Genomic DNA, 19,962 nt, shown 5'->3' on the forward strand with positions numbered 1-19,962 from the left:
GGGTGGGACGGACGATGAACGCATCCCTCGAAGAGGTAGTGCGGGCCCTGCGGTCCTCGCTGAAGGAGGCCGAACGGCTGCGGGAGGAGAACCGGCTGCTCGCCGAGCGAGGCCGGGAGCCCATCGCGATCGTCGGGATGGCCTGCCGCCTTCCCGGCGGGGCGGACTCGCCGGAGGCGCTGTGGACGCTGCTGTCGGAGGGCCGCGACGCCGTCCGCGGGTTTCCCGGTGACCGCGGCTGGGACGTCGAGCGGCTCTACGACCCCGACCCCGACGCGCCCGGGAAGACCTACGTCCGGGCGGGCGGGTTCCTCCCGCAGGCCGCGCACTTCGACGCGGGGTTCTTCGGGATCTCCCCGCGTGAGGCGCTGGCGATGGACCCGCAGCAGCGGCTGCTGCTGGAGTCGTCGTGGGAGGCGCTGGAGTGGGCGGGCCTGGACGTCTCCTCCCTCCGGGGCAGCCGGACCGGGGTGTACTTCGGCGTGCTGCCCTCGGAGTACCTCACGGACCCCCTGCGGGCACCGCAGGACGTCCAGGACTTCGCGGCCACCGGCAACTCGACGAGCATCGCCTCCGGCCGGCTGGCCTACCTGCTCGGGCTGGAGGGGCCCGCCGTCACGGTGGACACGGCGTGCTCGTCGTCGCTGGTGGCACTGCACCTCGCCGTGCAGGGACTGCGCCAGGGAGACTGCGCCCTCGCCCTGGCGGGCGGGTGCACGGTCATGTCCAGCCCGGCGACCATCGTCACCTTCTCGCGTCAGCGCGCGTTCTCGGCCGACGGGCGGTGCAAGGCCTTCGGCGCGGCGGCGGACGGTTTCGGGCCCGCGGAAGGCGCGGGCGTCCTGGTGCTGGAGCGGTTGTCCGACGCCCGGCGCAACGGGCACCGGGTGCTCGCGGTCGTGCGCGGCTCGGCGGTGAACCAGGACGGCGCGAGCAGCGGGCTGACCGCGCCGAACGGCCCCTCGCAGCAGCGGGTGATCCGGGACGCCCTGGCCAACGCGGGCCTGTCGCCCGCCGACGTCGACGTGGTCGAGGCGCACGGCACGGGCACCACCCTCGGCGACCCGATCGAGGCCCAGGCCCTGCTGGCGACGTACGGCGCCGGACGACCGGACGACCGGCCGGTGTGGCTGGGGTCGGTGAAGTCGAACATCGGCCACACCCAGGCGGCGGCCGGCGTGGCCGGTGTGATCAAGATGGTGCTGGCGATGCGGCACGGGACGCTGCCCCGGACACTGTGGGCGGACGAGCCCTCCACGCACATCGACTGGGCCGCCGGCGCGGTGCGGCTGCTGTCCGAAGAGCGCGGGTGGCCCGCCGGAGAGCGGGTGCGGCGCGCGGGCGTGTCGTCCTTCGGGCTCAGCGGCACGAACGCCCACGTGGTCATAGAGGAGGCGCCGGACGAACCGGCCGGCCCCGCTCCCGCCGCCCACCCCGCCGCCCACCCCGCCGTCCACCCCGCCGTCCACTCAGCCGCCCACTCCGGCGGGCCGTTCCCGTTCGTCCTGTCGGGCGCGGGCGAGGAGGGCCTGCGCGCCCACGCGCGGCGCCTCACGTCGTTCGTGGAGGGGCACGAGCCGCTGCCCGTGTCCGGCGTCGCCGCGGCGCTGGCCTCCCGGGCCGCGCTGTCGCACCGCGCGGCGGTGATCGCGAGTGATCGGGCCGGTCTGCTCGCGGGCCTGGCCGCGGTCGGCGACGGCGGCACGGCCCCCAACGTGGTGAGCGGGGTGGTACGGGCCGCGAGCGGCCGCCCGGGTGTGGTGTTCGTCTTCCCCGGTCAGGGGTCGCAGTGGGCGGGGATGGCGGTGGAGCTGGCGGGGTGGTCGCCGGTGTTCGCCGCGCGGTTGGAGGAGTGCGGGCGGGCGCTGGGTCGCTTTGTGGACTGGTCGTTGGGGGAGGTGCTGGGGGACGCCGCCGCTTTGGAGCGGGTGGATGTGGTGCAGCCCGCGCTGTGGGCGGTGATGGTGTCGCTGGCGGGGGTGTGGCGGTCGTTCGGGGTGGTGCCTTCTGCGGTGGTGGGTCATTCGCAGGGGGAGATCGCGGCGGCGTGTGTGGCGGGTGCGCTGAGTCTGGAGGACGCGGCGCGGGTGGTGGCGGTGCGCAGTCAGGTGATCGCGCGGTCGCTGGCGGGGCGCGGTGGGATGGCGTCGGTGGCGTTGCCGGTGGAGCGGGTACGGCGGCTGCTGTCGGGGTGGGAGGGCCGGATCGAGGTCGCGGCGGTGAACGGCCCGTCGGCGACGGTGGTGTCCGGCGACGCCGAGGCGATAGAACAGCTGGCGGCCGAGGTGAAGGCGATCCCGGCGGACGTCAAGGTGATCCCGGTCGACTACGCCTCCCATTCGGCGCACGTGGAGGCGATCCGCGACGAACTCACCGAGGTCCTCGCCCCCCTCACCCCCCGAACCACCGAAATCCCGTTCTTCTCGACGGTGACCGGCGACTTCGCCGACGGCGCGACGCTGGACGCGGACTACTGGTATCAGAACCTGCGCCGCACGGTCCGCTTCCACGATGCCGCCCGGACGTTCGACGACCACGTGATGATCGAGTGCAGTCCCCACCCGGTGCTGACCCCGGCGGTCGACGTCACCTCGGTCGGCTCGCTGTCACGCGGCCGCGGGGGCGGCGGCAGATTCCTCCTGTCCGTGGCGGAGGCGCACGCGAACGGCGTGCCGGTCGACTGGCGCGCTCACCTAACCGGCGCGGGCCCGCGGGTGGACCTGCCGGCCTACGCCTTCCAGCGCCGGCGCTACTGGGTCGACGGCGGCAGGGCCGGGGCCGCCGACGCGGCCGACCTGGGTCTGTCGGCGGCCGGGCACCCGCTGCTGGGCGCCGAGGTCGAGCTTCCCGAGTCCGGCGGGTTCCTCTACACCTCCAGGCTCTCCCTCGCGGGCCAGCCCTGGCTGGCCGACCACGCCGTGCAGGGGATCGTCACGGTGCCGGCGACGGCGTTCGTGGAGCTGGCGCTCCATCTGGGCGGCCGCCTCGGCCGTGACCTGGTCGAGGAGCTGGTCGTACAGACCCCGCTCACGCTGCCGGCCGACGGCGGCGGCGTCCGGCTGCGGGTGGCGGTCACCCCACCCGCCGACGCGGGACGGCACACGATCACGGTCTACTCCAGGGACGAGCGGGCACTCGGCGAGGCCGGATGGACGGCGCACGTCACCGGAGTCCTCGCCTCCGGCGCGCCGCCCGGCGCTGAGCTCACAGAATGGCCGCCGGCCTCCGCCGAAGGGACCGGCGCCGCCGACGTCTACCGGCGGCTGGCCGCGCAGGGATACGACTACGGCCCGGCCCTGCGGGGGCTGCGCCGGACCTGGCGGCGAGGGGAGGAGATCTTCGCGGAGGCCGTCCTGCCGGACGGCGTGCCGGGCGACGGCTTCGGCGTGCACCCCGCCCTGCTCGACGCCGCGCTGCACGGCATCGTCGTCGACACCCTGGAGCTGCCGTTCTCGTGGCGGAACATCGCCCTCCACCGCACCGGGGTCACCACGCTGCGCGCCCGCCTGGCGCCCGCGGGCCCAGGGTTGCCGGTCAGCACCGGACTGTCGGTCGAGCTCGCCGACGGCGAGGGCAGGCCGGTGCTGACCGCCGGCTCTCTCGTCTCCCGGCCCGCGACCGCGGGGCTCTTCGGCCGTCCGGCCGTCCGGCCGTACGCGATCCGGCCCACGGCCGTCACGCCTCCGCCGGATCGCCCGGCCGTGACGACGGCTGTCGTCCGCACCGCGGCCGAGCTCGGCGAGCCGGAGTCGGCGCCCGACGCCGTGCTGCTGCTCGCGGCCCCGGTCGAACGGGTTCTCCAGGTGGCGCAGGCCTGGCTGTCAGGCGAGCGCCCTCCGACGTCACGCCTGATGGTCGTCACGCGGAACGCCGGGACGGACCTCGGCCAGGCCGAGGTGCGGGGACTGATGCGGTCGGCCATCACCGAGCATCCTGACCGCTTCGTCCTGGTGGACACCGGTGACCCGGACGCGATCGCCGGCCAGGCCGCCGAGATCCTCGCCACCGGCGAACCCGAGGTGTGGGTGCGCGACGGGGTGTTCGAGGCGCCGCGCATGCGCCTCACCGAGCCCGAGTCCGAGCCCGCGCCGGACGATCCCCCGTGGAGCGACCGGGACCGCGTGCTGATCACCGGGGGCACCGGAACGGTCGGCGCGGCGCTGGCCCGCCACCTGGTGCGCGCCCACGGCGTGCGCCGCCTGGTGCTGGTCAGCCGCGGCGGCCCGGCCGCGCCGGGCGCCGCCGGGCTCCGCGACGAGCTGACGGACGAGCTGGGCGCCGAGGTCGCCGTCGTGGCCTGCGACGTCACCGATCGGAACGCCCTGGCCGCGGTCCTGCGGGACCACCCGGTCACGGCGGTCGTGCACGCCGCGGCCGTGCTCGACGACGGGGTGATCCAGACGCTGACGGCCGAGCGGCTGGAGACCGTGCGCGCGGCGAAGGTGACCGCCGCCGTCCACCTGCACGAACTCACCCGCGACCGGGACCTGACCGCGTTCGTCCTGTGCTCGTCGGTCGCCGGGGTGTTCGGCGCGCCGGGCCAGGGCAACTACGCCGCGGCCAACTGCGCGCTGGACGCGCTCGCCGCCGCCCGCCGCGCCGAGGGCCTGCCCGCGACGTCGCTCGCCTGGGGCCTGTGGTCGGAGGAGAGCGGCATGACCGGCCACCGCACCGGCACCGACCGGGCCAGGCAGGTCCGGCTCGGCATCGCCGCGATGTCCACCGAGGACGCGCTTCTGCTCTTCGACGCCGGCCTGGCCACGGGCGTGGGCACTCCCGTCGTCGCCCGGCTGGACCACGCCACGCTGCGTACGCGGGCGGCGTCGGGGGAGGTGCCCGCGATGCTGCGCGCCCTCGTCCGGGCGCCGGTGCGGCGGGAGGCCGCCGCGTCCGGCGGCGCCGACACTGTGATGGGCGCCAGGGGGGACGGCGCGGCGGGCCGCGTCGCCGCCCTGCCCGCGGCCGAACGCCTCGACGCCGTGCTGCGGCTGGTGCGCGATCACGTCGCCGGCATCCTCGGGCACGACTCGGCCGCCGAAGTCGACGGCGACCGCGCCTTCAAGGAGATGGGCTTCGACTCGCTCACCGCCGTGGAGCTGCGCAACAGGCTGAACCGGCAGTTCGCGCTGCGGCTGCCGGCGACGCTCGTCTTCGACCGGCCGACCCCCCGGGCGGTCGCGGAGGCCGTCGTGGGGGCACTCGTGGACGAGTCGCCGGACGGGCGCGCGGAGCCGGTCGCGCCGGTCACCGCCGCCGCCCGGTCCGACGAGCCCATCGCGATCATCGGCATGAGCTGCCGCTTTCCCGGCGGGGTCCGGTCGCCCGAGGATCTGTGGCGGCTGGTCGCGTCCGGCGGCGACGCGATCACCGGCTTCCCCACGGACCGGGGGTGGGATCTGGCGAACCTGTTCGACGACGATCCGGACCGGCCCGGCCGCAGCTACGTGCGCGAGGGCGGTTTCCTGACCGACGCGACCCGGTTCGACGCCGGGTTCTTCGGGATCTCCCCGCGCGAGGCCACCGCGATGGACCCGCAGCAGCGGCTGCTGCTGGAGGCCGCGTGGGAGGCCCTGGAGCGGGCCGAGATCAACCCGGACAGCGTCCGCGGCAGCCGGACCGGCGTGTTCGCCGGCGTGATGAACAGCACCTACGGCGCGCGGCAGCTGAACGCCCCCGAGGGGTCGGGCGAGTACGAGGGCTACCTGGCCAGTGGGTTCGCCGTCAGCGTCGCGTCCGGGCGGGTCGCCTACACCCTGGGCCTGGAGGGCCCGGCCCTAACCGTGGACACCGCCTGTTCGTCGTCGCTGGTGGCGCTGCATCTCGCGGCGCAGTCGCTGCGCCGGGGTGAGTGCACGCTCGCGCTGGCCGGAGGCGTGACCGTCATGTCCAGCCCGTTGCTCTTCGTGGAGTTCAGCCGTCAGCGTGGTCTCGCCCGGGACGGCCGGTGCAAGCCGTTCGCCGCCGCGGCCGACGGCACCTCCTGGGGCGAGGGGGCCGGTGTCCTCGTGCTGGAACGCCTGTCGGACGCGCGCCGCAACGGGCATCCGGTACTGGCGCTGCTGAGGGGAAGCGCCGTGAACCAGGACGGCGCGTCCAACGGCCTGGCGTCGCCGAACGGGCCGTCGCAGCAGCGGGTGATCCATGCCGCGCTCGCGGACGCCGCTCTGTCCGCCGCCGACGTCGACGTGGTCGAGGCGCACGGCACCGGGACGACCCTGGGCGACCCGATCGAGGCCCAGGCGTTGCTGGCGACGTACGGGCAGGGGCGCGAGCGGCCGCTGCTGCTGGGGTCGCTGAAGTCGAACATCGGCCACACGCAGGCCGCCAGCGGGGTCGGCGGCGTGATCAAGATGGTCGAGGCCATGCGCCACGGGGTGCTGCCCAGGACGCTGCACGTCGACGAGCCCACCCCGAACGTGGACTGGTCTGTCGGCGCGGTCGAGCTGCTCACCGGGCACACGGCCTGGCCGGAGGCCGGCCGGCCACGCCGCGCGGGCGTGTCGGCGTTCGGGGTGAGCGGGACGAACGCACATGTCGTGCTGGAACAGGGGGAGACGAATGTCTGAGATTGACGGCGACCGCACGGCGCCGGCGATCGTGCCGTGGGTGGTCTCCGCACGGAGCGCCGCCGCGCTGGACGCCCAGACGGAACGGCTGAAGGAGTTCGTCGCGGCCAGCCCGGACCTCGCGGCGGCCGACGTCGGATACTCGCTGGCCACCACCCGGGCCACGCTGCCGTACCGGGCGGTGCTGCTCGGCGCCGGCCGCGCGGAACTGCCGGCGGGCGCGGACGTCGTGCGGGGCGGCGGGAGCGAGCCGCGGCGCGTCGCGCTGGTGTTCCCCGGTCAGGGGTCGCAGTGGGCGGGGATGGCGGTGGAGCTGGCGGGGTGGTCGCCGGTGTTCGCCGCGCGGTTGGAGGAGTGCGGGCGGGCGCTGGGTCGCTTTGTGGACTGGTCGTTGGGGGAGGTGCTGGGGGACGCCGCCGCTTTGGAGCGGGTGGATGTGGTGCAGCCCGCGCTGTGGGCGGTGATGGTGTCGCTGGCGGGGGTGTGGCGGTCGTTCGGGGTGGTGCCTTCTGCGGTGGTGGGTCATTCGCAGGGGGAGATCGCGGCGGCGTGTGTGGCGGGTGCGCTGAGTCTGGAGGACGCGGCGCGGGTGGTGGCGGTGCGCAGTCAGGTGATCGCGCGGTCGCTGGCCGGGCGCGGTGGGATGGCGTCGGTGGCGTTGCCGGTGGCGGAGGTGCGGCGGCTGCTGTCGCGGTGGGAGGGCCGGATCGAGGTCGCGGCGGTGAACGGCCCGTCGGCGACGGTGATCTCCGGCGACGCCGACGCGATGCGGGAGTTCGTCGCCGCGGCCAGGGCCGAGGCGATCCCGGTGGACGTCAAGGTGATCCCGGTGGACTACGCCTCCCATTCGGCGCACGTGGAGGCGATCCGCGACGAACTCACCGAGGTCCTCGCCCCCCTCACCCCCCGAACCACCGACATCCCGTTCTACTCCGCGGTCACCGGGCAGCGCCTGGACAGCGCCGGGCTTGACGCGGGCTACTGGTTCCGCAACCTGCGCGAGCCGGTCCGCCTCGACCTCGCCGTGCGTGCCCTGCTCGACGACGGCGTCAACGCGTTCGTCGAGGTGAGCCCGCACCCCGTGCTGACGGCGGGTCTCTCGGACCTCGCGGAACGGGCCGGGCGGGACGTCGTCGCCGTGGGATCGCTCCGCCGCGACGACGGCGGGCCCCGGCGCTTCCTCGCCTCGGCGGCGGAGGCGTGGACACGCGGGGCGCCGGTCGACTGGACGCCGGCCTTCGGCCCAGGGGCCCGCGTGGTGAGCCTGCCGACCTACGCCTTCCAGCGGGAGCACTACTGGCTCGACACCCCCGTCCCACCGGCCGCCTCTCCCGTGGACGACTGGCGTTACCGGGTCGAATGGCGGGCCGTCGCGGCGGACGAGGCGCCCCGGCTGCGTGGGACCTGGCTCGTGGCCACCGGGGACGAGCCGGCCGGCCCGGTCACGGCCGCGCTGGTCACCGCATCATTGGCCGCCGCCGGCGCGACCGCGGTCGCCGTCCCCGTGGAGTCGCTGCCGGAGGTCGCGGCCCGCACCCCCGGCCTGGCCGGCGTGCTCTCCCTCGCCGCGCTCACCGACTCCGACCCCTTCGGCGTCACGCTCTCCCTGATCCAGGCCGGTCTGGAGGCGCCGCTGTGGGTCGCCACCCGTGGCGCGGTCGCCGCCGGCTCCCCGTCCCCGCGTCAGGCGGCCGTCTGGGGCCTCGGGCTGGTCGCCGCGCTGGAGCACCCCGGCCGCTGGGGCGGCCTGGTCGACCTGCCCGACGATATCGATGCAGACGCCGACGCGGCGGTCTACCGGCGCCTGGCGGCCGTGCTGGCCGGCGGAGGCGAGGACCAGGTCGCGATCCGGCACGAGGGGGTCTTCGGCAGGCGGCTGACGCGGGCTCCCCGGGCCGGCCGCACGCAGGCCACCTGGCGGCCCCGGGGGACCGTGCTGATCACCGGCGGCACCGGGAACGTCGGCGGGCGGATCGCCCGCCGGTTCGCCGCCGACGGCGCCGAGCACCTGGTGCTGACCGGGCGGCGCGGCCCCGACGCGCCGGGCGCCGCCGACCTGGCGGCCGAGCTGACCGCGCTCGGCGCGCGGGTCACGATCGCCGCGTGCGACGCCGCCGACCGCGCCGCCCTCGCGCGGCTCGTCGCCGCGGTGGAGACGGACGGCCCGATCCGTACGGTGGTGCACGCGGCCGGGATCCCGCACTGGCGGGACCTGCGCGACCTGACCCCGGCCGAGGCCGCCGAGGTCATGCACGGCAAGGCGGTGGGGGCGGAGAACCTCGACGAGCTGTTCGACCGGGATCTCGACGGCTTCGTGCTGATCTCCTCGGGCGCCGGCGTGTGGGGCGGCGGTGGCCAGGGCGCCTACGCGGCCGCGAACGCCATGCTCGACGCGCTGGCCGTGCGGCGCAGGTCGCGCGGGCTGCGCGCGGTGTCCCTGGCCTGGGGCGTGTGGGCCGGCAGCGAGGGCGGTGCCGACGGCATGGGGGAGCGGCTGGCGCGTCTCGGCCTGCGGCCGATGCGCTCCGGCGACGCGCTCACGGCGTGCTACGAGGCGCTGTCGGACGACGAGACCTTCCTCTCGGTCGCCGACGTGGACTGGGCGGCGTTCGCCCCGGCGTTCACCGTCGGCAGGCCGAGCCCGCTGATCTCCGAACTGCCCGAGGTCCGCCGTGCGCTGTCCGCGGCGCCCGCGCCGCCCGGCGACCGCGCCGAACCCGCCGGGCTCGGCGTGGTCGCGGCGGCCGACCGCCGCAGGGCCGTACGCGAACTGGTGTCCGGCACGGTCGCCGCGGTGCTCGGGCACAGCGACGCGGCGAAGGTGACGGGACGGACGTTCCGGGAGATGGGCTTCGACTCCCTGACCGCCGTGGACATGCGGACCAAGCTGGCGGCGGCGACGGGGCTCACCCTGCCGAGCAGCCTCGTCTTCGACTACCCGACGCCGGAGGCGCTCACCACCCACCTGCTGACGCGGATGTACGGCGACGCGGCCGAGTCCCGTCCCACCGCCGCGACCGTGGCCACCGCCGACGAGCCCATCGCCATCGTCGGGATGAGCTGCCGCTTTCCCGGCGGGGTCCGGTCGCCGGAGGACCTCTGGCGGCTGGTGGACCAGGGGGTGGACGCGATCACGGAGTTCCCGCGCGACCGCGGCTGGGACCTCGAGGCGATCTACCACCCCGACCCCGACCACCCCGGCACGACCTACGTGCGGCACGGCGGCTTCGTGGCGGACGTCGCCGGCTTCGACGCCGCGTTCTTCCGGATCGCGCCGCGCGAGGCCCTGGTGATGGACCCCAAGCAGCGCCTGGTGCTGGAGACCTCCTGGGAGGCCTTCGAGCGGGCCGGGATCGACCCGACGGCGCTGAACGGCACGAGCACCGGCGTGTTCGTCGGATCGAGCAGCCAGGAGTACGGGCCGAGGCTGGAGGAGGTGCCCGCGGAACTGGAGGGCCACGTCGTCACCGGCAATCTGGACGCCGTCCTCTCCGGGCGGGTGGCGTACTCGCTGGGCCTGGAGGGCCCGGCGCTGACGGTGGACACGGCGTGCTCCTCGTCGCTGGTGGCGATGCACCTGGCCGCGCAGTCGCTGCGCCGGGGCGAGTGCTCGCTGGCGCTGGCCGGGGGCGCGGCGGTGATGGCCAACCCCGGTGTGTTCTTCGAGTTCAGCCGCCTGCGCGGGCTCTCTCCCGACGGCCGGTGCCGGTCCTTCGGGGCGTCCGCGGACGGTACGGGCTGGGCCGAAGGGGTCGGCGTGCTCCTGCTGGAGCGGCTGTCGGACGCCCGGCGCAACGGGCACGAGGTGCTGGCCGTGCTGCGCGGGTCGGCGGTGAACCAGGACGGCGCGTCCAACGGGCTGACCGCGCCGAACGGGCCGTCCCAGCAGCGGGTGATCAGGGCCGCGCTGGCCGACGCCGGCTTGGAGCCGTCCGACCTGGACGCGGTGGAGGCGCACGGAAGCGGCACCACGCTCGGCGACCCGATCGAGGCGCAGGCGCTGGTCGAGACGTTCGGGCGGGATCGCGACCGGCCGCTGTGGCTGGGCGCGCTGAAGTCGAACATCGGCCACACCCAGGCCGCCGCCGGCGTCGCCGGCGTGATCAAGATGGTCGAGGCCATGCGGCACGGGGTGCTGCCCCGGACGCTGCACGCCGACGAGCCCTCGCCGCACGTGGACTGGTCGGCCGGGGCGGTGTCGCTGCTGACCGAGCGGACGGAGTGGCCGGCCACCGGCGCACCCCGGCGCGTCGGTGTGTCGGCGTTCGGGGTGAGCGGCACCAACGCCCACGTGGTGCTGGAGCAGGCCCCTGAAGAGAAACAGACGCCGGAGCCGGAGCGGGAGTGGCGGGGCCCGGTGCCGTTGCTGGTGTCGGGGCGCGGCGCGGAGGGGCTCCGCGGGCAGGCGGAGCGGTTGCGGTCGTTCCTGGCGTCGCGGCCGGAGGCGGCGCTGACGGACGTCGCGGTCTCGCTGGCCGGTCGCGCCGCACTGGAGGACCGGGCGGTCGTGCTCGGCGGTGACCGGGAGGAGGCGCTGGCCGGTCTGGCGGCGGTGGCGCGCGGCGCGTCGGCGGCCGGTGTGGTGCGGGGCCCGGTCGGCCTGGACGGTCCGGACGGCGCCCGGGGCATGGTGTTCGTCTTCCCAGGCCAGGGGTCGCAGTGGGCGGGGATGGCGGTGGAGCTCGCCGCGTCCTCGCCGGTGTTCGCCGCACGGCTGGACGAGTGCGCGCGGGCGCTGGACCGCCACGTGGACTGGTCGTTGCGCGACGTGCTGGGCGACGCCGATGCCCTGCGGCGGGTGGATGTCGTGCAGCCCGCGCTGTTCGCGGTGATGGTGTCGCTGGCGGAGGTGTGGCGGTCCTTCGGGGTGGTGCCCTCGGCGGTGGTCGGCCACTCGCAGGGGGAGATCGCCGCGGCATGCGTGGCGGGCGCGCTCAGCCTGGAGGAGGCCGTGCGCGTCACGGTCCTGCGCAGCCAGGTGATCGGCCGCTCGCTGTCCGGCCGGGGCGGCCTGGTGTCGGTGCCCGCGCCGCTCGCCGAGGTGGAGGAGTGGCTGGCCGGCCGGGACGGCCGGCTGTCGGTCGCGGCGGTCAACGGCCCGCACGCCACCGTCGTCGGCGGCGATCCGGAGGCGCTGGAGGAGGTCCTGGCCGGATGGGACCGCGCCCGGCGGGTGCTGATCGACTACGCGTCGCACACCCCGCAGACCGAGGCGGTGCGGGACGAACTGCTGGAGGTGCTCGGGCCGGTGGCGGCCCGTGACGGCGAGGTGCCGTTCTTCTCCACCGTGACCGGAGGCTTCGTCGAGGGCGCGGCGCTGGACGCGGAGTACTGGTACGGGAACCTGCGCAGTCCGGTCCGCTTCGACCAGGCGCTGCGTGCGTTCGCGGACCACGTCTTCGTCGAGTGCAGCGCCCACCCGGTGGTCACGGCGGGCACGGACGTCGTGTCGGTGGGATCCCTGCGGCGCGGTGACGGCGGCATCGGCAGACTCCTGACGTCGCTGGCCGAGGCGCACGTGCGGGGTGTCCCGGTCGACTGGCGGACCGCCCTGGAGGGTGCGGGCCGGCGGGTGGACCTGCCGACGTACGCCTTCCAGCACCGGCGCTTCTGGCTCGACGGCACGTCCGCCTCCCAGACGCTGGTGGACACGACGACCCGGCTGGCCGACTCCGGCGGCGTGCTGCTCACCGGCCGGCTGTCCACCGGCACGCGGCAGTGGATCGCCGACCACCGGGTGCTGGGCACGGTGCTCCTGCCCGGCACGGCGTTCGTCGAGCTGGCCGTCCGCGCCGCGGACGAGGCCGGCTGCACGATGGTCGACGAGCTCACGCTCGAAAACCCCCTGGTGTTCCGGGACGGCGGCCTGGTTGACATCCAGGTGAGCGTCGGCGCCCCCGACGGCGCCCCCGACGGCTCCCCCGACGGCTCTGGGCGCCGCTCGCTCGCCGTGCACTCCCGCGCGGCCGGCGAGACGGAGTGGACCCGCCACGCCACCGGGACGGTGAGCCGGGCCGCCGCCACCGCCGGCCCGATGCCGTGGCCCCCGCCGGACGCGACACCGGTCGACCTCGGCGAGGTGCGCGCCGCGCTCGCCGCCCACGGCTACGACTACGGTTCCGCCTTCGGCGGGCTGCGGCGGGCGTGGCGGCGGGACGGCGAGTGGTTCGCCGAGGCGGCATCGCCCGCAGGTCTCGCGCCCGAGGGGTTCGTGCTGCACCCGGCGTTGCTGGACACGGCCCTGCAGCCCGCCGTCCTGGAGCTGAGCGGCACCCCGCGGCTGCCCTTCGCCTGGCAGCGGGTGTCGGTGCACGCGGCGGGGGCCACCACGGTCAGGGCCCGGCTGACCCCCTCGGCCGACGGCGTCTTCTCCCTGCACCTCGCCGACGACGAGGGCCGGCCGGTGCTGACGGCGGAGTCGGTCGTCATGCGGCCGGTTCCCGAGAGGATCGGCGCCGCCACTCCCTTGCTCGTCGTGGACCGGGTGCCCGCCGAGCCGCCCGCCGCCGAGCCGCTGGCGATCACCTCGGTCGGCCGGATCGACGAGCGCACCGAGATGGCGGACGTGGTGCTCCTCACCGGCGCCGACGACGTGCTCGGCTCCCTCCAGGCGTGGCTGGCGGACGAGCGGTTCGCCGGCTCCCGGCTCGTGGTGGTGACCACGAACGCCGATCACGATCCGGCGGCCGCCGCCGTCGCCGGCCTCGTCCGGTCGGCCCAGGCGGAACACCCGGGCAGGATCGTCCTGATCGACGCGGACACCGTCGTCGAGGGGCTGGTCGCCGGGATCCTCGCGATGGACGAGCCCGAGGTGACCGTACGCGGAGGAGAGGTCTTCGTCCGCCGCCTGAAGCGGGTCACGGCGGAGGGCTCCGTGTGGTCGGCGGACGACTGCGTGCTGATCACGGGCGGCACCGGGACGCTCGGCGGCCTGATCGCCCGGCACCTGGCCACCGCGCACGGGGTCCGCCGCCTCGTCCTGGCCGGACGCCGGGGGGCGGAGGCGCCGGGCGTACGCGAACTGGCCGAGGAGGTGCCGGCCGACGTGACGGTCGTCGCGTGCGACGTGACCGACCGGGAGGCGCTGGCGCGGGTGCTGGCCGACCACCCGATCACCGCCGTCGTGCACGCCGCCGCCGTGCTCGACGACGGCGTGATCCAGTCGCTGACGCCCGAACGGATGGCGAGGGTCCATGACCCGAAGGTGCTCGCCGCGCGTCACCTCGACGAGCTGACCCGGGGCCGCGACCTGACCGCCTTCGTCCTGTTCTCCTCGGCGGCCGGAGTGTTCGGCGCGGCCGGGCAGGGCAACTACGCCGCCGCCAACGCGGCCCTCGACGCGATCGCCCAAGGGCGGCGCGCGGACGGGCTGCCCGCGACCTCCCTGGCCTGGGGGCAGTGGGCCGAGGCCAGCGCCATGACCGAAGGGCTGGCCGGAGCCGACCGCGCCAGGCTGGCGAGGTCGGGGCTGTCCCCGCTGGCCACGGACGAGGCGCTGGCGATGTTCGACGCCGGGGTGGCGGCCGGGCAGGCGGCCTACGTCGCCGCGCGGCTCGACACCACCCGGGTGCGGGCGTCGGAGGCGCATCCGCTCCTGCGCGGCGTCGTACGCGGACCGCTTCGCCGCGCGGCCTCCGGCGGAGCAGGAGGAGAGTACGGCCGTCAGCTGGCGGCCCTGCCCGAGGGCGAGCGGGCGGGCGCGGTGCTGCGCCTGGTGCGTGAGCGCGTCGCCGACGTCCTGCGCCACCACAGCCCGCAGTCGGTGGAGGCGGGCAGGTCGTTCGACGAGCTGGGCTTCGACTCGCTCACCTCTGTCGAACTGCGCAACACGCTCAACGCCGAGCTGGGCCTGAAGCTGCCCGCGACGGTCGTCTTCGACCACCCGAGCCCCGCCGCGCTCGCGGAGCGGCTCATGACGGAGCTGACCGGCGCCGGCGCGCGGCGGGTGGCGCGGGCCGCCGTACGAGAGCCTGTCGCCGCCGCCCCGGCCGGGGACTCCGCCGACGACCCGATCGCCATCGTCGGGATGAGCTGCCGCTATCCCGGCGGCGTGCGCACCCCGGACGACCTGTGGCAGTTGCTGCTCGACGGCGGCCAGGGCGTCTCCGCGTTCCCGGCCGACCGCGGCTGGGACCTGGCGAACCTGTTCGACGACGACCCGGACAGCCACGGCCACAGTTACGTGCGCGCGGGCGGGTTCCTGCACGAGGCCGGGGACTTCGACGCCGCCTTCTTCGACATCTCGCCCCGTGAGGCGCTGGCGATGGACCCGCAGCAGCGACTGCTGCTGGAGGCCTCGTGGGAGGCCGTCGAGCGGGCGGGGATCGACCCCAGGTCGCTGCGCGGCAGCCGTACGGGCGTGTTCGCCGGCATCATGACCGGCGACTACGCCATGCGGATGCGGCGGGTGCCCAAGGACGTCGAAGGCTACCTCGGGAACGGCAACACGGGCAGCATCGCGTCCGGGCGGGTGGCCTACTCGCTGGGCCTGGAGGGCCCGGCGCTGACGGTGGACACGGCGTGCTCCTCGTCGCTGGTGGCGATGCACCTGGCCGCGCAGTCGCTGCGCCGGGGCGAGTGCTCGCTCGCGCTGGCGGGCGGCGTGACGGTGATGTCGAGCCCCGCGTTCTTCGTCGAGTACAGCAGGCAGCGCGGGCTGGCGCCCGACGGGCGGTGCAAGCCGTTCAGCGACGACGCCGACGGGACCGCCTGGGCCGAGGGCATCGGGATCGTGCTGCTGGAGCGGCTGTCGGACGCCCGGCGCAACGGGCACGAGGTGCTGGCCGTGCTGCGCGGGTCGGCGGTGAACCAGGACGGCGCGTCCAACGGGCTGACCGCGCCGAACGGGCCCTCGCAGCAGCGGGTGATCAGGGCCGCGCTGACAGACGCCGGTCTGGAGCCGTCCGACCTGGACGCGGTGGAGGCGCACGGCACCGGAACCCGGCTCGGTGACCCGATCGAGGCGCAGGCGCTGGTCGAGACGTTCGGGCGGGATCGCGACCGGCCGCTGTGGCTGGGCGCGCTGAAGTCCAACCTCGGCCACACGGGGGCCGCGGCGGGTGTCGGCGGGGTCATCAAGATGATCCAGGCCATGCGGCACGGGGTGCTGCCCAGGACGTTGAACGTGAGCGCGCCGAGTTCGTACGTGGACTGGTCGGCCGGGGCGGTGTCGCTGCTGACCGAGCGGACGGAGTGGCCGGTCACGTGCGGTCCCCGGCGCGTCGGTGTGTCGGCGTTCGGGGTGAGCGGGACCAACGCGCACGTGGTGCTGGAGCAGGCACCGGAAGAGCAGCCGGAGCGGGCGCCGGAGCGGGAGTGGCGGGGCCCGGTGCCGTTGCTGGTGTCGGGGCGCGGCGGGGAGGGTTTGCGCGGGCAGGCGGAGCGGTTGCGGTCGTTCCTGGAGTCGCGGCCGGAGGCGGCCCTGACGGACGTCGCGGTCTCGCTGGCCGGTCGCGCCGCGCTGGAGGACCGGGCGGTCGTGCTCGGCGGCGACCGGCAGGAGGCGCTGGCCGGCCTGACCGCGATCATCGACGACGACACGGCCGCCAACGTGGTGAGCGGGGTGGCGTCAGCCGCGGAAGGCGATCGGGGCGTGGTGTTCGTCTTCCCCGGCCAGGGGTCGCAGTGGGCGGGGATGGCGGTGGAGCTCGCCGAGTCGTCGCCGGTGTTCGCCGCGCGGCTGGACGAGTGCGCGCGGGCGCTGGACCGCCACGTGGACTGGTCGTTGCGGGAGGCGCTCGATGACGCGGCGGCCCTGGAGCGGGTCGACGTGGTCCAGCCCGTCCTGTGGGCGGTGATGGTGTCGCTGGCGGAGGTGTGGCGGTCCTTCGGGGTGGTGCCCTCGGCGGTGGTCGGCCACTCGCAGGGGGAGATCGCCGCGGCGTGCGTTGCGGGCGCGCTGAGCCTGGAGGACGCGGCCCGGGTCGTGGCGGTGCGCAGCCAGGTGATCGCCCGGTCCCTGGCGGGGCACGGCGGCCTGGTGTCAGTGCCCGCGCCGCTCGCCGAGGTGGAGGAGTGGCTGGCCCGGGACGGCCGGCTGTCGGTCGCAGCGGTCAACGGCCCGCACGCCACCGTCGTCGGCGGCGATCCGGAGGCGCTGGAGGAGGTCCTGGCCCGATGGGACCGCGCCCGGCGCATCCCCGTCGACTACGCCTCACACTCGGTTCACGTCGAGAGCATCGAGGACGAACTGCTGGAGGCGCTGGGGCCGGTGGCGGCCCGCGACACGGAGGTGCCGTTCTTCTCCACCGTCACCGGCGGCTTCGCCGAGGGCACGACGCTGGACGCGGAGTACTGGTACCGCAACCTGCGCAGCCCGGTCCGCTTCGACCAGGCGCTGCGCGCGTTCGCGGACCACGTCTTCGTCGAGTGCAGCGCCCATCCCGTGCTGACGAGCGCGGCCGACGGCGTCACCGCCGTCGGGACGCTGCGGCGCGGCGACGGCGGTCTCCGGCGGCTCTACACCTCACTGGCCGAGGCGTACGCGGCGGGAGCGGGTGTGGCGTGGCGGGCCGCGCTGGAGGGCGCGGGCCGGCGGGTGGACCTGCCGACGTACGCCTTCCAGCACCGGCGCTACTGGCTCGACGCCGGAGGCGCCGCGGACGTCTCTTCGGCGGGCCTCGACTCCGTCGACCACGCCATGCTGTCCGCGGCGGTGTCGCTCGCGGCCTCCGACGGGCACGTCTTCACCGCGAAGGTGTCCACCGGCACGCATCCGTGGCTGACCGGGCACACCGTCCGGGGCTCGGTCGTGGTGCCCGGCACGACCTTCGTCGAATGGGCCGGCCGCGCGGGGAGCGAGACCGGCTGCCCCTTCGTCGAGGAGCTCACCATCGTGGCGCCCCTGGTGTTGGAGAGGGACGGCGCGCTGGCGGGAGACGGCGCGTTGCGGGGGAACGGCGCGACGCAGGTCCAGGTCACCGTGGGCGCGGGCGACGAGGACGGCCGCAGGTCCGTCTCCGTGCACGCGCGCGCCGACGGCGGTGGCGACTGGACCCTGCACGCCACCGGAACCCTCGCGCCCGACTCCCCGGAGCGGCCCGGCGACCTCGCCGAGTGGCCGCCGCCCGGCGGTGAGCCACTCGACACCGCCGATCTCTACGACCGGCTCGCCGACACCGGCCTGGGGTACGGCCCGGCGTTCCAGGGCGTACGGGCCGTCTGGCGGCGCGGCGAGGAGATCTTCGCCGAGATCGAGCCCCTCGGCGAGCTCGACGCGGCCGGGTACGTCCTGCACCCGGCGTTGCTCGACGCCGCGATGCACCCCCTCGCGCTCGTGACCGAGGCGGGTGCGCCGATGCTGCCCTTCTCGTGGTCCGGCGTGGCGCTGCACGCCACCGGCGCGACCACCCTGCGGGTGCGGATCACCCCCACCGGCGCGGACGGGTTCGCGCTGCTCGCCACGGACGCGTTCGGCGAACCGGTGGCCACGGTGTCGTCGCTGCTCCTCCGCGCGATGGACCCGCCCGGCGGCGACCACCTGTATCGCACGGAATGGACGGAACTGCCGGTGCCCGGGACCCCGGCCGCCGGACCCTGGGCGGCCGGACCCTGGGCGGTCGTCGGCGGCGACCTGCCCGGGATGGAGGCCTTCGACGGCATCGCGGAGCTGCGGGCGGCGATCGAGGCCGGGCTGCCGGTCCCGGCGGTGGTGTTCGCGCCGGTCGAGCACGCTGCCGAACCCCCTGCCGAGCCCGGTCTTCCCCACGCCGTACGCTCCGCGACCGGCCACGTGCTGCGGCTCGTGCAGGCGTGGATCGCGGACGACGCGTTCGACGAGTCGCGGCTGGTGCTGGTCGGCCGGGAGGCGGCCGAGGCGGAGCCCGCCGCTCTCGCCGGCGCCGCCGCCTGGGGGCTCGTGCGGTCCGCCCAGGCGGAACACCCCGGCCGGTTCCAGCTCTTGACCGTCGACGTGGACGAGCCCGGCGCCGGACCGCTGAAGGCCGCGGCCGCCCACGACGAGCCGCAGATCGCCGTACGCGACGGGATCGCCTTCGCGCCGCGCCTCGTCCCCGCCGCGACGGACGCCGCGACCAACGGTGCAACCGACGCGGCGCCGGACGGCCACAGCTGGGACCCGGACGGAACCGTGCTGATCACGGGTGGCACCGGCACGCTGGGCGGGCTGGTCGCCCGGCACCTGGCGGCCGAGCACGGGGTCCGGCGGCTCGTGCTGGCCGGCCGGAGCGGGGCGGCGGCCGACGGCGCGGAGAAACTGGCCGCCGAGCTGGCGGAGCTCGGCGCCGAAGCGGTGATCGTCGCGGCCGACCTGGGCGACCGGGACGCCGTGGCCGGCCTGCTGGCGGCGCGTCCGGTCACCGCGGTCGTCCACGCCGCCGGGGCGCTCGACGACGGGGTGGTCGCGTCGCTGACGCCCGAGCGCCTGGACGCCGTGTTCCGGGCCAAGGTGGACGCCGCGTCGCACCTGCACGAACTCACCCGCGACCTCGATCTCACCGCGTTCGTGCTGTTCTCCTCGGCCGCCGGGGTCCTCGGCGCGGCGGGCCAGGGCAACTACGCGGCGGCCAACGCGTTCCTGGACGCGCTGGCCGCGCACCGCCGGGCCCTCGGGCTGCCGGCCACGTCGGTCGCCTGGGGAATGTGGGAGGAGACCAGCGGGCTGACCGGCGGCCTCGGCGAGCAGGACCGCAGGCGGATGGCCGCGTCCGGGGTCGTCCCGCTGACCTCGGCGCAGGGCCTCGCGCTGCTCGACGCCGCGGTCGCGCTCGGCGAACCGGCACCGGTGGCGGCGCGTTTCGACCTCGCGGTGCTGCGTGGGCGGGCCCGGGACGGCGTGCTGAACGCGCGGCTCCGCGCCCTCGTGCCCGCCGCGTCCCGCCCGGCGGGCGGAGGCGGCACGGGTGGTGGGAACGGCGCTGCGGCAGGAAGCGGTGCGGGGGGCCACGCCCTGCTGCGCCGGATCGGGAGCCTTCCCGAGGCGCAGCGCGAGCAGGCGGTCGTCCGGGCCGTCCTCGCCGAGACCGCGGTGGTGCTCGGTCACCGCCCGGGGGACCTCACGCAGGCGGACCGGCGCTTCCGGGACCTCGGATTCGACTCCCTCACGGCGGTCGAGCTGCGCAACCGGCTGCGGACCGCGACCGGGCTGAAGCTGCCGGCCAGCCTGGTCTTCGACTATCCGACCCCCCGCGCGATCGCCGAGTTCCTGCTGGCCGAGCTGGCTCCCGCGCCGGACGAGGCGGCCACCCGGGACGCGGCGATCCGCGCCGCCCTCGCGGCGATTCCCCTGGACACCCTGCGCGACAGCGGCCTGCTCGACCGGCTGCTCCATCTCGCGGGGCAGCCGGGGGCCGAGGGCCGGCACGACGACGAGCAGATCGACTCGATGGACGCCGAGGCCCTGATCGCCATGGCCAACAGCGTCACTGACTGATGACAA

2 protein-coding genes are annotated in these 19,962 nt (G+C 75.8%); both read left to right on the forward strand.

What is annotated here, in order from left to right:
• The first annotated feature begins 14 nt into the window (after positions 1-14).
• Complete coding sequence (locus tag OG344_RS23180; RefSeq protein ID WP_405084866.1) at positions 15-6,566, forward strand: SDR family NAD(P)-dependent oxidoreductase; 6,552 nt, start codon at positions 15-17, stop codon at positions 6,564-6,566.
• The gene (locus OG344_RS23185) at positions 6,559-19,956 is read left to right on the forward strand and encodes an SDR family NAD(P)-dependent oxidoreductase (protein ID WP_405084867.1); all 13,398 of its coding nucleotides are present in this window, start codon (positions 6,559-6,561) and stop codon (positions 19,954-19,956) included. The genes OG344_RS23180 and OG344_RS23185 overlap by 8 nt, the downstream gene beginning before the upstream one ends.
• Positions 19,957-19,962: the final 6 nt, after the last annotated feature.

The organism is Microbispora sp. NBC_01389, from assembly GCF_045040095.1.
Lineage (GTDB): Bacteria > Actinomycetota > Actinomycetes > Streptosporangiales > Streptosporangiaceae > Microbispora.

Excerpts from the sequence above, each read along its gene's own strand:
- OG344_RS23180 (WP_405084866.1), top strand. The coding sequence starts at position 15 with ATGAACGCATCCCTCGAAGAGGTAGTGCGGGCCCTGCGGTCCTCGCTG.
- OG344_RS23185 (WP_405084867.1), top strand. The coding sequence starts at position 6,559 with ATGTCTGAGATTGACGGCGACCGCACGGCGCCGGCGATCGTGCCGTGG.